We start from the raw sequence: 14,204 nt of genomic DNA, 5'->3' as shown, positions 1-14,204 counted from the left end.
TCTCCATGCGCCCGCCCGCTCGGACGGGCGCCGTCGTGCCGCCAGAACGATTACTGGGTGACCAGCTCGACCGGAGTTTCGATCACGCCGTTGGCGCCGCCGTCCACTTTTTCGCCCTTGAGAATCTTCAGCGCCGTCTCGATACCGAACACCGCCTGCTTGGCGGCGTACTGGTCGGCCGTGGCCAGCACTCGACCGTCCTTGAGCATCGGCTTGATGGCATTGATGTTGTCGTAGCCAACGACCTTAACCTTGCCGGCCTTGCCCGCCGCACGCACCGCCGACACGGCGCCGACGGCCATGCTGTCGTTACCCGCCAGCAGCGCCTTGAGGTTCGGGTATTCGCTGAGCATGGCTGCGGCGACACGGTTGCCCGCGTCGATTTCCCAATCGCCGGATTGCAGCGAGACCACCTTGATCTGCGCGGCCTCCATTGCATCCTTGAAGCCCGCGGTCCGTTGCTGGGCATTGGTGGTGGTGGACACGCCCTCGATGATGCCGACCTCATCCCCGGCTTGCAGTTGCTTGGCCAGGTACTCTCCCACCAGCCGCGCGCCCTTGCGATTGTCGGGACCGACAAAAGGTACGCTGATGTTTTTGCTCTTGAGTACCGCAGGGTCCAGCTGGTTATCGATGTTGATCACCGTGATACCGGCGTCCACCGCCTTCTTGATCACCGGCACCATGGCCTTGGAGTCCGCCGGGGCGATCACCAGCGCATTGACCTTCGACACGATCATCTGCTCGACGATCCGGATCTGGTTGGCGGTGTCGGTTTCGTCCTTGATGCCGTTGGAGACCAGGTCGAAATCGGCGGCATGGTCCTTCTGATAAGCCTTGGCGCCGTCTTCCATGGTGAGGAAGAATTCGTTGGCCAGGGATTTCATGACCAGGGCGACCTTGGGTTTTTCGGGGGTCTCGGCGAATGCCGAAGAGAGGGGAAGCGTAGCGGATGCGGCAGCCAGAACAGCGACAGCAAGAAGACGTCCAGCGAATGGCAGCTTCATGGGTTCACTCCGATCTTATGATTATTGTGGGCAACGCTTGCGCCGGAGTACGCTCGACAACCTTCAGAGCCCGACGGATTGCGACTTGAAGCAAACCTGGGCAATAGTCGGGACTAATAGCTCACGGCCTGCGCAAACGTTTGCGTAGACCGAACTATGCGAACCTCGCTGGAGTTTGTCAACGGGCACCGGGAGACCGGCCGTATTGTGAAGCACTACCGCAAGTGCTCCGTTTTCGCCCGTCGAGGCCACCCGATCACACGCTGGTATTGACCAGCCCGCCCGACGCGGAGTCCTTGTTCAGCTCCTTGACCAGGTTCGCCACCACCTCCTGCAACGCACCGCTGGTATCGGCGATCTGGCCCTGCAACGCCATCAGCACGGTTTCCTTGGCTTCGGGAGTTGGGTAACTCGCTGCCTGAGCAGCCGCCAGCTGTTCTTGCTGCTCCTTCAATTGCTCCTGCAATTCTTTCATGCGCTTGAGCAATATCTTCACCACCAGGCTCTGGGTGTCCCCTTCCGAGTCCTCCGCCTTGGCAGCGGCCTTCTCGGGCTCGGTACCACCTCCCGTGCGCATCTTGCCGTCTTCGTCGATCCCCAACGCCTGCTCGGCATTGTCGGCGGCGCCTTTGCTCAGGGCCTCGAGGGTGGCCAGCGATTTGCCGTTGATGGTAATAGCCCCGGCAGCAGGAAAACCGACAGACATAGACATGTGAGCTCCAGAAAGAAAAAGATCCTTGAAGGGCATCGGCTGCGAGGGCCAGCTCTTTAATTCAGTATTTTCCCGATAAAAATCGGAACTGTCGGACAACCGAACACTAAAGCGCCGAGCATTCGGAAAACCGGACAGCGAAACACCCAGAGCGTCTGCGAAATAAAAATAAGTTGATATAAATCATTAAGTTAATGGAGCTTTGCGACCAAAGTCCGGGTGGTACAAATCCTGCTGTTGCTTGTTCGCCCGCGGCATTCAGATCTGTCTCGGGTGTTTCTAGATGAACCTGCATCCGCACCGTCTCACTACTAGAGAGAAAATAATGAAATCTGCCTTCAACACCCTTGTCCCGGGCGCCTTGGCCCTCCTCTTGCTTCTTCCGACTGCACTGCAGGCCAAAGAAGTCGAAACCAAACAGAAACTGGCCAACGTGGTTGTGCTCGCGACCGGCGGCACCATTGCCGGCGCCGGTGCCAGCGCCGCCAACAGCGCCACTTACCAGGCCGCCAAAGTCGGCATCGAACAATTGATCGCGGGAATCCCCGAGCTGAGCCAGGTCGCCAATGTGCGCGGCGAGCAGGTCATGCAGATCGCCTCTGAAAGCATCACCAACGAAAACCTGTTGCAACTGGGCCGGCGCGTCGCCGAGCTGGCAGACAGCAAGGATGTCGATGGCATCGTCATCACCCACGGTACCGACACCCTGGAAGAAACCGCCTACTTCCTGAACCTGGTGGAAAAAACCGACAAGCCAATCGTCGTGGTCGGCTCCATGCGTCCCGGCACCGCCATGTCCGCCGACGGCATGCTCAACCTGTACAACGCCGTGGCGGTAGCGGGTAGCAAGGAAGCCCATGGCAAGGGCGTGCTGGTCACCATGAACGACGAGATCCAGTCGGGTCGCGACGTCAGCAAAATGATCAACATCAAGACCGAAGCCTTCAAGAGCCCGTGGGGCCCGCTGGGCATGGTCGTGGAAGGCAAATCCTACTGGTTCCGCCTGCCAGCCAAGCGCCATACCCTGGATTCGGAATTCGACATCAAGACCATCAAGAGCCTGCCTGACGTAGAAATCGCCTACGGCTATGGCAACGTCAGCGACACCGCCTACAAAGCCCTGGCCCAATCCGGCGCCAAAGCCATCATCCATGCCGGTACCGGCAATGGCTCGGTGTCCTCTCGCGTCGTGCCAGCCCTGCAAGAGCTGCGCAAGAATGGCGTGCAGATCATCCGCTCGTCCCACGTCAATGCCGGCGGCTTCGTACTGCGCAACGCAGAACAGCCTGACGACAAGTACGACTGGGTCGTGGCCAATGACCTGAACCCGCAGAAAGCCCGCATCCTGGCCATGGTCGCCCTGACCAAGACCCAGGACAGCAAGGAACTGCAGCGGATGTTCTGGGAATACTGATGGACCCGCCCGGCCAGCCTGGCCGGGCACTCCTCTCCTGCACTCGCCCTGGGGTGAGTGCTCTCCCCTCCGATCGTCCCTTTCGTGCCCCCCGATAAAAATTCACTCAGCTTGCAGTAATCCGCTGATATCGGTGTCAGAAGAACTTCTTGAATTTTAAGCGGTTGCGAAATTTCCTACAGTAAAATACTGTACGCGCATACAGCTTAATAAGGAGTTTCCCGTGCCAGCCGCAGCACCACCAAGCTCTTATGAACGCCTCGGCCTGCGCGTTCAGAAAATCATCAACTCGCCTGCCGCGCAGAAAGCCAAGGCGGCACTGATCTTTCGCCAGCCTGACGAGATGCCCGACGAGTGGGAACGCCTGCTCGAAGAAATCGCCGAAAACGACAATGTCACCCTCGCCTATCGCGATGATGGCGGCGTGCAGGTTTTCTGGGTCGTGCCGAAGGAAGACTGAGTCGATGATTGCCCGCTGTTTTGCTGCACTGCTGTTGTTCGTTGCCCTGACCGCCCAAGCCGATGCCCCACGCACCTTCAACGAAGCGAAAAAAATCGCCTGGAAGCTGTATGCACCGCAATCCACCGAGTTCTACTGTGGCTGCAAATACAGTGGCAACCGGGTCAATCTCGCCGCCTGCGGTTATGTGCCACGCAAGAATGCCAATCGCGCCGCACGCATCGAATGGGAACATATCGTTCCTGCCTGGCAGATCGGCCATCAACGCCAGTGCTGGCAACAGGGCGGGCGCAAGAACTGCACACGCCATGACCCGGTCTATCAACGCGCCGAAGCCGACCTGCACAACCTGGTGCCGAGCATCGGCGAGGTCAACGGCGACCGTAACAACTTCAGCTTCGGTTGGCTGCCGACGCAATCCGGCCAATATGGCTCGTGCCTGACCCAGGTCGACTTCAAGGCCAAGAAAGTCATGCCGCGCCCATCCATTCGCGGGATGATCGCCCGGACCTACTTTTATATGAGCAAGCAATACGGGTTGCGCCTGTCGAAGCAGGATCGCCAGCTCTACGAAGCCTGGAACAAGACCTACCCCGTGCAACCCTGGGAGCGCCAACGCAACCAGAGCGTGGCCTGTGTAATGGGGCGCGGCAATGAATTCGTCGGCCCGGTCAACCTGAACGCCTGCGGCTGAATGCGCCGCTCAGGCGGTGGACGTCCGAATGGACAGCCCGGCGCCAACAGGAGCAGTTTCGAGCGCCAGCCAGGCTGATCGCTCGATACTCCCCCGGCATTGATCCACAAAAATTTATTGTGCGGCGCGATGCTCGATCACCTGAGGCTCGATATTGCGCTTCTTGGCCTTGGTCAACTTCTCGACCAGCTCGGCTTTTTTCGCTTCGGCTTCGGCCTGGGAATCGAATGGGCCAACCAGCACCCGATCCTTGCCATCTTCAACGGCGACATAGGACATGATCCCGTGCTCGATCAGCCAGCCCGCCAGGTCGCTCGTCGCCTGAGGCAGGGTACCGGCCACCAGCACATCCCACTGTGGCGTCGCGGCAGCTTGAGGCGCCTGTACCTGGGCAACTGGCGCCACCTTCTTGTCAGCCTCGACCTGCTTGCCCTCGCCGCATCCGGCCAGAGCCAGAACCGCCATCATCATCGCTACTGTGCGCACAACTTACCCCCTGAAAGTCTGAGGCGGCGATTTTAGCACCCCATCGCCTTGCACAAGCGCCACAAAATCAGCGCAAAACAAGGAGAATGATATTTATCGCCTCTGTATAGTTGCACCTCGGGAATTAATACATCGTCTGCGCGTCAGAAAGAGGCACCCACGCAGTGGAACTTCGCAGTAATCTATACGCACTACCGACATCTGCACTGTCTGAATCAGGTGCCCTACAAAGCAATCAAGGAGAAGATCATGCTGATACTCACCCGCAAGGTCGGTGAAAGCATAAATATCGGTGACGACATCACGATCACCATTCTGGGCGTTAGCGGCCAGCAAGTCCGTATTGGCATCAACGCTCCGAAAGACGTCGCAGTCCATCGCGAAGAAATCTATCAACGCATCCAGGCAGGCCTTACCGCTCCGGACAAACGCGAAACACCTTGAAAGCAGCATGAGCGGCCAGCCCTTTGTCTCACCACATTGGCTGGCACAGCGTTGTCGCTGATTGATTCCCCCGCCTTGCACTTCCTTCTCAAATGGCAGCGGTCCAGCCCAGGCCGCCACCGCCAACACTCCCTCCCTTTCCCCATAGCGCTCCATCCCGGCGGCTCGTCAACCTGACACGGCCGGGAGAACGCCCGCTTCTGCCTTTGTATAAATACTCAGTAGCGTGGCAACGAGCAGGAGGAGTAATTTCAAACCTCCGCCTCCGCGAACCTGCCGAGGCTCCCCCTTGCCACTGGCAGACGCTCTATGAACAAGGAGAGGTCTTATGCAAGAGTTCGCTTACCTTCTGATCACCAACGACCTGAATGCCATGCGGACCGTTGCCGCCTGTTCGACAGAAGGGCTCTACGAAGTCAAACGTGGCATCTTCACCTTCCGCTCCCAGGCTAATGTCGACTTTCTTCACCGAGCGCTGGCTATCGTCAGCGACGAATTCGGCATCATTCCTGTGCAGCAGGCCGAGTTCAAAACCAGTCGAGCCACCATCAGCAAAGCGTTCAGCCAGCTCTGCTAGCGACGCCACATCGAGCCACCAGCCCCGCCCCTTTTTCCTGCCCCTCAGAGCCGATCGAGCATGACGCCCCGCGCCATGCCACTGGCCGCCACCACCATCAGCACAATCAGCAACGCCTGCAGGTGACTGATACGCGCGAACAACGTGGCGCGACCGGTATCGACCGGCGCCCCACGCCCCAGGGCAACTCGCCACTTGATCAGCGTCACCATTGGCCATGCCTCAAGCAGCAGGATGATGACGAACAGGGTCATTTTCAGGTGAAACAGCGGCTGGTGCAGATAGTAATCCGTGCCCTTCTCATAGCCCGCGAAGGCTCGCAACAAGCCGCTGATCAGCAGCACCGCCGCTGCCAGCCCCCAGCCATTATCGGCCAGCAGCACCCTACGGACGTCCGCCCCCTCGGTAATCACGCGACGTAGCGCCGTACCACGATTGAGCACCGCCGCGAACGCAACAGCAAAGGCCAACAGGTGTACGGCAGCGAGAAACCAGTGCGCGAGCATCGCTCCACTCCCTTGATGGATGACAGAAAACAGCCTGTCAGTATTAGCTCACAACCCGCCGCTTCGCCTTGTCAGCCCAGAAAAAAGGCGCCCATCAAGGGCCGTTCTACATCGAGCGCGGCTCACGCACGCCGCTGAATGGCCACCCGGGCCCATAACGTAAAGGCGACATCCGGCGTCCAGCCGGCATTCGAGGTGTGCTCCTGAAAACACAGATACAGGTGCCCCTCGTACGTCACGCCGTCGTCTTTTCGGTAGTGATGGTTCAACTGCCATTCCGGATATTGCGGGTCCGGCATACCACCAGCCGTCTTGACGTTCAGGCTGGTGCTTGGCAGCGATTGATTGCCCTGGGCATCAGTAGCACTGACAAAGTAGCCATACAGCGTATCGGCTTTCAGGCCCTCGTCCTGCAAGGTCAGTAAATGCGTCTGCGCCACCGGCCTGCCATCGCGGTACAGGGTATAGAACTCGATCGGACGAACACCGTGGGCGGCACTCCAGCTCAAGGTCACGCTGCTTTCCGTCTGCGCTGTAGAAATCAGGTTGCCCGGTGCCGAGGGCCGCTCCCCACCGCTGCCACCATGGATCAGCGGCGCATAGCGATCACGGAACTCCCAGTTGTAACGCATGCCGTACTTGTTCAGACCGTCGTCCCAGTTGACCGACCAAGTCATCAGGCCCTTGATCGACAGCCCCGCACGATCCAGGCGCTTGAAGGCATTGCTCACCGCCGCGGGATCGATGACGTAACCGGTCGCCGCCGCATCGACGTTGGTCGGCAGGCCGATGACGAACTTGTCGGCGGGGATGGCGATATAGCCACGAGTCCCGGTGACCAGGCTCTCCGTCAGATAAAACAGGAAGTCTTCTTTCCTTTCATCGTTGTTCTGGGCAAGCCAGACGCCTTCCTGGCCGTTGCTTCCTTCAACCCACAAGCCATCTCCACCCTGGTTGTAGTATTGCGGCGCGATGAAATCGTAGTAACCCTCCAGCGCCTGGATATAACCGACATACTTGCCGCCAGTGGTGAGATAAGGAAACTCCGGCGCCATGCTGATAATGAAATGCTTGCCCTCGCCTGCGTAGTGGTCCTTCACCAACTTGAGCGCCGCCGGCAGCACAGTCCTGTTATCGGCGAAGTCGATGGCGCTCTGTTCGAGGTCGATGTCCAGCCCGTCGAAACCATACACCTCCACCAGACGGATGATTTCATTGGCCAGCGCTTGTTCGTTGCCTTTGTGCAATTCGATATGGGCGTCTGCGCCCCCCAGGGAAATCAATACCGCGCGACCCTGGCTGTTGAGCACGCCGACCTGGCGCCGAAACTCTGCATCCGACAGGTTGTAAGGCTTGAAGGTCGGAATGCCATTCCCCTTCATGAACGCCACGGCCACTACGTTGTATTCCTTGGGTACATCCACCAGATCGAGGTTGGCGAACTGCCCCTGCTGGTAACCATCGCTGGAGCCTGCCGGCCAGTTGTGCCAGAAGCCCATGAGGATTTTCTTGCCCGCGATCGAAGGCATCAACGATGCCGAGTCATTCGCCTGGGTCTTAACCGATGCAAAGTTGATCTTGTTCACGTTCTAATCCTTCAGAACTTTTCAAAGAGAATGGCAACTTCCGTGGTTATTTGAAGTCGACGTCGAATGCTTGATAAAACGCATTGCCGGTATTGGCGACAATCCACGCCAGGACAATAACGTGATGACCTTTCTTGTTCTTGGGCAGGGATACCTGATGTTCGACCTTGGCCTTCATTTCATCGCCGTACTTGTCATAGGGCACTTGCGTGTAGAAGTCGTTGAAAAAGGCCTGCGGCTCCAGCTGCGCACGACTGATACGCTGTTTCGGGTCCCAGCCATCCCGGGTGATGAACCAGCTGTAACCGCGGGTCACATGAGGCGCGGTGTATTCCCACTTGACCTGGAATACCTGCCCCGGGTCGACATTGAGCAACGGCCAGGAAAACGAACGCCCGAGCTTTTTCGACATTTCCTCGTTGGTGAAATTGAGGCAGTCGCGCTCGTCGGTCTTGCCGCCACTGAGGATATGCCCATCGGCCGGTGGCACGACACTCGCGACATCGCTTTCATAGGGTTTCGGAAAAGGCCCGCCAACCGTGGCAGGGAAGTTTTTTCCACCTTCCATCTCATTGACCTGCCAGGTGCCGAGCAACCCCAGCTCGACGGCGACCGCGCCACGACTGGACGGGGAAACAACGCGACCGTGCTTCGGTTGAACCAGTGGCTTATTCATGATCTTCACTCCTTTGATAAAACAAGATTCTCCCTCAGGAGAACTTTCAAACTAGTTCAGATCATTTCTTTGTCTACCGCCTTACCTTTGAAAAGACCGAGCAAATTGTCGCACCACCAATGAAACACCTTTATCCGCATACAATTACAGCGCAAACCTACAAAGATAAAAGCAAATAGCTTACACAAGAAAAAACTCTCACCACCCAACACTCATCAACTAAAAAATTTTAATAAATTCTGAAATAAACAAACCCGGCAAAGCCGGGTTCATAAATATCATTGCGCAAGATAACGCCCGAAACACAACTATAGGCAGGTGGCCAGCGCTGCCAACCTGCGCTTGGCAACCCAATCGTCCCGCACGGCATAGTAATTGACACTAGTGCCCGAGACCTGCCCGCGAATGTCGGCGAAGGACTCTGCCGAGCGGGTATAGACCGTGTATCCCCCGCCACCCGCCGACTCCAGATAGGCTGCTGCGTCCACCCCGAATACCGCCTCATCCTGCCAGGCGAACTGCACGCATTGCGCCACAACCTGCTCGGCCTTGGCCGATGAGAGCGCCTTGTAGGGGCTTTTCAAGCGCGCCTCATTCATCACCGAACCGGCACACCCCGCCAGCAACGCTGCAACCATTACCGCCATCAACATCCGCATCATGCTACCTCGCCGAAAAAACGCGACTGTAGCACTCGCCTCGCCTGCGATAGCACTTGCTCTCGAGAAACTGCATGCAATGCAATCCACTTCGCGTTTGCCCGGCAAATCAAAAGCCCGCACAAGGCGGGCTTTCTCATGAGTCGAAGTCTCTGATCGTGGTTTCAATTACAGGCGGCGCAAGAACGAGTTCACGATACTTTTGGTGGCGATCGTTGTATCCAACTCCCTGGCCGCGTCGTAAGCGTGCCAGGCGATGGCGGCAATTTCATTCAGCGGCCGGGCGTCCTCGATATTGATGACAGACACCTCGAAGACATGATGCCGTACACTGCCGGCCTCGAACTCCAGGATGTAGAGCGGTTCGCTGGCCTCTAACCCCGTCTCTTCATGCAATTCACGTATGGCGGCCGCAGCGGGAGATTCGCCGGGTTCGATCTTGCCACCTGGCAGAGCCCATTTGGAGCGATCCTTGCGAACAAAAAGAATGTGCCCTCCATGTGCACAAATGACCGTCGCCCTGCTTTTCATGATTACACCCTATTCGACTGCATCTTCGGCCACATCACACAGACTGCGGTGTACGACCGGAAGATGTCTTAAAAATGTCATAAAAACGTCATGAAATACATAGGCAGCAAGCATACGAAGAAGGTCAACGATCCCTGTCCAGGTTGCCGATACAAAGAACAGCAACCCCATACGATAAGAAGCAGTGCTTATCTCAAGTAAAAACTGCATGCGTCTCGATAAGTATCACTGCACTCCAAAACCGTCGATGAGGAAAAATCACCGGACTCCTTCCATGACAAGGAGCTCCGTACCCACATGACCTGTTTGTAGTTTCCCCCGAGATCGAGCCGCATGTTCAGATACCTGCCGCCAGAAGTCATATAGATGCAGTCATTGATAAAGCCCACTTTGTCGACACCTTGGCGAGTCACTACAAAATAGCTTTTCTCAAAGCGGGTAACGGCATCCATGGCCCCGTTAAGCAAAACGCCCACCCACTCGGCACCTTCACTTTTAGCTGGCGCAGTAAAGACACCCATAGCGCTCTTGATGTCCCGCGGCAAAGGACATGACTCCTGGTCGCCCGACCAGTCCGGAATCTCGAAGTAACTGCTAGGCGCAGCGTGCACATAGATAAACAATTGCGAGCACAGCAAACCCCAGCCAAGCCATCTGAACATGTCCTTCCCCCTTGTGAATTTCAGGAGAAGGGTTCTATCAGCAAGAGTGATCCGAGGCTGTAGGACGATTCCTAAAACACTCATTCTCTATTCAGAATAGAGACAGAAGAACGGCAACAAACAGCCGTCATTCTGGATGCGGGATAACAATCGAAGGGTGCAGGCCTTTCGCACGAATGGAGGCCGAACCTGGAATCTGAATTGGCGCTCGTCCCGGCCGGCGTAGGCCGTTCAGCAATCCATCGTAAACACACCGACCGGTCGAGCGGAGCCACTCTATCCAGAGCCACGCCACCTGTCCCGAAGACAATTCTGAATAAACCTGAAGCCCGCCCTCAAGAAGCGATGGTGAAAGCAAAAAGGGCCAACAAGCAGTACCAGATCCTGGAAAACCGAAATGCAGGAAGCTTCAATCGCCCAGGAACTTCACAAGAATCAGCTCTGGATCGCCGGGGTCCAGATTCTTTATTGTGCCGCTGTCTTGATATCCCAACTGCGCCAGCAATTTCCGCATGGGCATATTGGACGCATTGGTCGAAGTGAAGATCTTCTTTGCAGAAGAGCACCGCTCCAAGTGAACAACCATCTGCTTGCCCACACCGCAACGCCTATAGGCACTTGAAACAACCACGAGTGAGATGAACCACTCCCCGAAAAAGCTTTTATCCAGGCAGCCATAACCGATCGGCACACGGGCATCGCCCGGTTCATAGGCAGCCCAGCATTCGCCCGCCCTTACCCACCTTTCGATTTGTACTCGGCGAGCATTGTCTTTCGCCGCGAGAGGATCGATATGCAACAACCCCTCGAGATCGCTCAGAGCAGCCTGCCTTATTTGCCAATTCATGATCGTGTCCCTTCGGTCAAATTCATCGAAGTCTACTTCAACTACCCCGCCCCATCAGAAGCCGGCATTCGAAAATAACAACCAGCGGACGCTGAGCCCCCTGAGAGGCATTTGCTGCCCCAGATGAGGGAGATACTGGCCAGGACGATAGGAGGGCTGATTTACGGATACGGGCGTGAAGATGGCGAAGCACCACCAGGCGGGGCACGGCGGCAGACAATCGATACGCTGAGGCAGGCGCCGAATCAGCGTTTTGGAGCGGGGTTTTGCAAAAGTATTAAAAACCGCAGACAACAAAAAAGGGCCCACCTTTCGGTGGACCCTTTCAGACCGCCCAGCAGAGCGGATTTTGTTTGGTAGGCGCGATTGGACTCGAACCAACGACCCCCACCATGTCAAGAGCCACCATGCCGAGCACTGAGCCACGTAACTCAAGGCCCTAAGAGAACGCCCATTCACATTATGAGGCGTCAACAATGGCTAACATCCGCTCACTTCCATCAGGGAACTGGAACGCGCAGGTACGCTTGAAAGGAAAACCTGCCCAATCTAAAACCTTTCCGACTCAAGCATTGGCTCAAGCATGGGCTAACCAGCTTGAAGCCGTCACCAAGGACCACCAAGCCCATACGATTTACACATTGGGTATGACCTACTGTGAAACCTTGCTCAAGGGTAAGGGCAGCTATGACCATGCAATCAAGATCGTTAACCAGCTCTTTGCTGCGTTCCCTCAGTCAATCCATGACATCACCCCTCAGCTAGTTAATGACTTCAAGCTAAAGCGTCTACAGACGGTCAAGCCTGCTACCTGTCGAATACAGCTAGCGTTCATGTCCCGTTTCTTCAGGTTCGCTAAACGTGGCCTGCTAATCGACATACCCAATCCCGTAAGTGACATAGCCCTACCCAAGCCAGACAAATCGAGCGACAAAGTAATCAGTGCTGGCGAGCTAAGACAATTGCTCAACAAGCTCTCCCCCACCATGGCGCTCATCGTAGAGCTTGCCTATGAAACCGCTATGAGACGCTCAGAAATACTCAAGCTCACTACTCACTGCCTTCACCTGGATGAACGTATTGCGGATGTGATTGATGGGAAGAACGGCACTAGGTCTGTACCTCTGACATTACGTGCCATAGAGCTACTGAAAGAAGCTAAGCGACTGTCGCTAGCAGACCGAGCAAACAAGGGAAGGCTATTCACTGTGACACCTCATAGCGTCTCACAGGCTGTCAGATTGGCAAGAAACAAAGCAGGCTTGGACAATAGCGTTAGGCTTCATCAGTTAAGACATACACGCATTACGAACGTAGCCAAGAAAGGGTTTAACAATGCTCAGATAATGATTGTGTCGGGACATAGGGATACTAGGTCTGTCGCCAGATACTCACACCTAAATGCTAAGGACGTACTCCACCTAATAGATTGAGACCACAGTCATACAGGCGTGAACTTTAGAGGCTCGCTGATGGGGAAATTTTACTTCATCCTCATTGGCGCGCACTACTATTCGAGGTTCACAATGCGGAACACTACAGCATATGAAACTAGTCACCGAAGCAACCAAGGCATAATACCTACCTGAGATTATTCATCGAGCTTTGTAGACTATATTCCTGCCAGCAGGTATTGTAAGTATACCTACTAATAATTTTCAAAGCTTCACTCCCACTCACTACTAACTTAGCACCTCCATACAAATAACAATCACATTAGAGTTATGCGATAGGCCAACTCTAACGTTTCTCTGTGAAAATTATTTGACCAATCCATACGCGCAAAATCTATGAATAGAAAGCCAGCACCCTTGGCGCGCCCAATATACAACACAGGCATATACAATGACAATTACACTAGACGATATTGTTACACTTCAACACGACCAATTAAACACCCTCTCTAGGAAACTGATTTATCTCATGATACGGGACAGCACCAATGAATACGGCTGGTCCACCATCTCAGGAAACGACTTCGCCAAAGCCACAGCACTACCTAGACGCTCTGTTGATTACATCATCAAGCACTTGGTAAACACAGCAATGGTAGAGCGTCGTAAGTCAGGCACTCAGCACTCCTCTCCATATCAATACCGCGCAATCAATCTATAACCCTGAGGACAAAAGCAATGAAAAGTCTAAACCGCAATGACCTTGTAGAACTATCACAAGCGACTGGCCGCTCCATTGAGGAAGTAATGCAGATTGCTGGGAGATCAGGATGGAGCTATTCAGAAACTACAGACCCTGCCAAGCGTTTGCGTGGCCTTGATAACGCTGCTGACGCTTACATCATGATGAAACAGGTCAAGGAACAAACTATATCCAACCTGTATCAGAATGATCCGTTGATTCGTGAAAGCATCAATGCTCACTCAGCAATTGAAAAAGTACACTCTAGTCAAGAAACAAACAAACCCACCAACCTCATCTATGACGAACATGGGAATTTTAAAGGACTTAAGAAAAGCGTCATCGATGGTATACACGCCACAGGGAAGCATCAGACCGACGCCATGAAAGCAATCAAGGCGGACATTTACAAACGACTTGGAGTGAACGAATGACTGCACACTACATGTCTGACGGAGAGCGTCAATATCTTGAGAAGCGTAAAGCTGAATCAGCAGCTCTGACTCTACTTATTGAAGCCAAGAACAGTAAATTGGTAGGAGACATTAAGACTTACAAGGGAATTAACTATCAAATGGAGCCAAGGGGCACATACGTCTGCCTTAATCTTCCTCCCCTTAGCGGGCTAGAAGGCTCATTCACTTCTGCCTTTGCTCTACATAAGATCATCGACGACATGGAAAGACTGAAGAAGCTTCCTAAATCCGGCAAGTGTAGCTACTAACTAGCTGGCTGACTACAGCCTTTATTGTGTACGTACTATATCTAAGCTTACTGACACTCGCCAAACTAGCCATTAGCACAATC

At 55.0% G+C, this 14,204-nt stretch carries 18 protein-coding genes; 8 read left to right on the top strand and 10 right to left on the bottom strand.

What is annotated here, in order from left to right:
• Nucleotides 1-50 precede the first annotated feature (50 nt).
• Together TO66_RS10700 and TO66_RS10695 are read right to left on the bottom strand one after the other, a co-directional pair.
• Nucleotides 51-1,007 carry a sugar ABC transporter substrate-binding protein gene (locus tag TO66_RS10700; protein WP_044462297.1) on the bottom strand — a complete coding sequence of 319 codons (957 nt, stop codon included), beginning with the start codon at nt 1,005-1,007 and terminating at the stop codon, nt 51-53.
• Nucleotides 1,008-1,263: 256 nt separating this feature from the next.
• Nucleotides 1,264-1,719, bottom strand: coding sequence for a hypothetical protein (locus tag TO66_RS10695; protein WP_044462296.1), 456 nt, complete (start codon nt 1,717-1,719; stop codon nt 1,264-1,266).
• 325 nt (nt 1,720-2,044) lie between these two features.
• Here TO66_RS10695 and TO66_RS10690 point away from each other — a divergent pair, with 325 nt between their 5' ends.
• The 3 genes from TO66_RS10690 (at nt 2,045) to TO66_RS10680 (ending at nt 4,287) form a co-directional block, all read left to right on the top strand.
• Nucleotides 2,045-3,133: an asparaginase gene (locus TO66_RS10690; protein ID WP_007920539.1), complete on the top strand. Its 1,089-nt coding sequence runs from the start codon at nt 2,045-2,047 to the stop codon at nt 3,131-3,133.
• Nucleotides 3,134-3,356: 223 nt separating this feature from the next.
• Nucleotides 3,357-3,593 (top strand): DUF1654 domain-containing protein, encoded by a 237-nt coding sequence (locus TO66_RS10685; RefSeq protein WP_044462295.1) that lies wholly within the window; start codon nt 3,357-3,359, stop codon nt 3,591-3,593.
• A 4-nt stretch (nt 3,594-3,597) separates the two neighbouring features.
• On the top strand, nt 3,598-4,287 hold the full coding sequence (locus TO66_RS10680) for an endonuclease (RefSeq protein ID WP_044462294.1): 690 nt from the start codon (nt 3,598-3,600) through the stop codon (nt 4,285-4,287).
• Nucleotides 4,288-4,401: 114 nt separating this feature from the next.
• Here the strand turns inward: TO66_RS10680 and TO66_RS10675 are convergent, their stop codons facing one another.
• The gene (locus TO66_RS10675; protein WP_044462293.1) at nt 4,402-4,758 is read right to left on the bottom strand and encodes an SPOR domain-containing protein; all 357 of its coding nucleotides are present in this window, start codon (nt 4,756-4,758) and stop codon (nt 4,402-4,404) included.
• A gap of 264 nt (nt 4,759-5,022) precedes the next feature.
• Between TO66_RS10675 and csrA the strand changes: the two genes are divergently transcribed.
• Both csrA and TO66_RS10665 read left to right on the top strand, forming a co-directional pair.
• On the top strand, nt 5,023-5,217 hold the full coding sequence (gene csrA, locus TO66_RS10670; protein ID WP_007920550.1) for a carbon storage regulator CsrA: 195 nt from the start codon (nt 5,023-5,025) through the stop codon (nt 5,215-5,217).
• Nucleotides 5,218-5,545: 328 nt separating this feature from the next.
• The gene (locus tag TO66_RS10665) at nt 5,546-5,794 is read left to right on the top strand and encodes a hypothetical protein (RefSeq protein ID WP_044462292.1); all 249 of its coding nucleotides are present in this window, start codon (nt 5,546-5,548) and stop codon (nt 5,792-5,794) included.
• A gap of 44 nt (nt 5,795-5,838) precedes the next feature.
• Here the strand turns inward: TO66_RS10665 and TO66_RS10660 are convergent, their stop codons facing one another.
• The 7 genes from TO66_RS10660 to TO66_RS10630 form a co-directional block, all read right to left on the bottom strand.
• Complete coding sequence (locus TO66_RS10660) at nt 5,839-6,300, bottom strand: DUF2214 family protein (protein WP_044462291.1); 462 nt, start codon at nt 6,298-6,300, stop codon at nt 5,839-5,841.
• A 122-nt stretch (nt 6,301-6,422) separates the two neighbouring features.
• Nucleotides 6,423-7,886 carry a carbohydrate-binding protein gene (locus TO66_RS10655; protein ID WP_044462290.1) on the bottom strand — a complete coding sequence of 488 codons (1,464 nt, stop codon included), beginning with the start codon at nt 7,884-7,886 and terminating at the stop codon, nt 6,423-6,425.
• 46 nt (nt 7,887-7,932) lie between these two features.
• A complete protein-coding gene (locus TO66_RS10650) occupies nt 7,933-8,562 on the bottom strand; it encodes a lytic polysaccharide monooxygenase auxiliary activity family 9 protein (protein ID WP_044462289.1) in 630 nt (209 codons plus the stop codon).
• A 308-nt stretch (nt 8,563-8,870) separates the two neighbouring features.
• A complete protein-coding gene (locus TO66_RS10645) occupies nt 8,871-9,221 on the bottom strand; it encodes a hypothetical protein (protein WP_044465995.1) in 351 nt (116 codons plus the stop codon).
• Between the two features lie 168 nt (nt 9,222-9,389).
• The gene (locus TO66_RS10640) at nt 9,390-9,752 is read right to left on the bottom strand and encodes an NUDIX hydrolase (RefSeq protein ID WP_044462288.1); all 363 of its coding nucleotides are present in this window, start codon (nt 9,750-9,752) and stop codon (nt 9,390-9,392) included.
• 188 nt (nt 9,753-9,940) lie between these two features.
• Nucleotides 9,941-10,414: a DUF3757 domain-containing protein gene (locus tag TO66_RS10635; protein WP_044465994.1), complete on the bottom strand. Its 474-nt coding sequence runs from the start codon at nt 10,412-10,414 to the stop codon at nt 9,941-9,943.
• Nucleotides 10,415-10,823: 409 nt separating this feature from the next.
• Nucleotides 10,824-11,261 (bottom strand): GNAT family N-acetyltransferase, encoded by a 438-nt coding sequence (locus TO66_RS10630; RefSeq protein ID WP_044462287.1) that lies wholly within the window; start codon nt 11,259-11,261, stop codon nt 10,824-10,826.
• A gap of 476 nt (nt 11,262-11,737) precedes the next feature.
• Between TO66_RS10630 and TO66_RS10625 the strand changes: the two genes are divergently transcribed.
• The 3 genes from TO66_RS10625 (at nt 11,738) to TO66_RS32455 (ending at nt 14,121) form a co-directional block, all read left to right on the top strand.
• Nucleotides 11,738-12,694: a site-specific integrase gene (locus TO66_RS10625; RefSeq protein WP_044462286.1), complete on the top strand. Its 957-nt coding sequence runs from the start codon at nt 11,738-11,740 to the stop codon at nt 12,692-12,694.
• Nucleotides 12,695-13,393: 699 nt separating this feature from the next.
• Nucleotides 13,394-13,831 (top strand): hypothetical protein, encoded by a 438-nt coding sequence (locus tag TO66_RS10620; protein ID WP_044462285.1) that lies wholly within the window; start codon nt 13,394-13,396, stop codon nt 13,829-13,831.
• Nucleotides 13,828-14,121, top strand: a complete 294-nt coding sequence (locus TO66_RS32455; protein WP_082061062.1) for a hypothetical protein — start codon at nt 13,828-13,830, stop codon at nt 14,119-14,121. Before TO66_RS10620 ends, TO66_RS32455 begins: the two co-directional genes overlap by 4 nt.
• The last annotated feature ends 83 nt before the right edge of the window (nt 14,122-14,204 follow it).

The organism is Pseudomonas sp. MRSN 12121 (assembly GCF_000931465.1).
GTDB lineage: Bacteria > Pseudomonadota > Gammaproteobacteria > Pseudomonadales > Pseudomonadaceae > Aquipseudomonas.
Note: the sequence above shows the minus strand (reverse complement) of the source record. Positions and strands in the feature narration are given on the sequence as shown.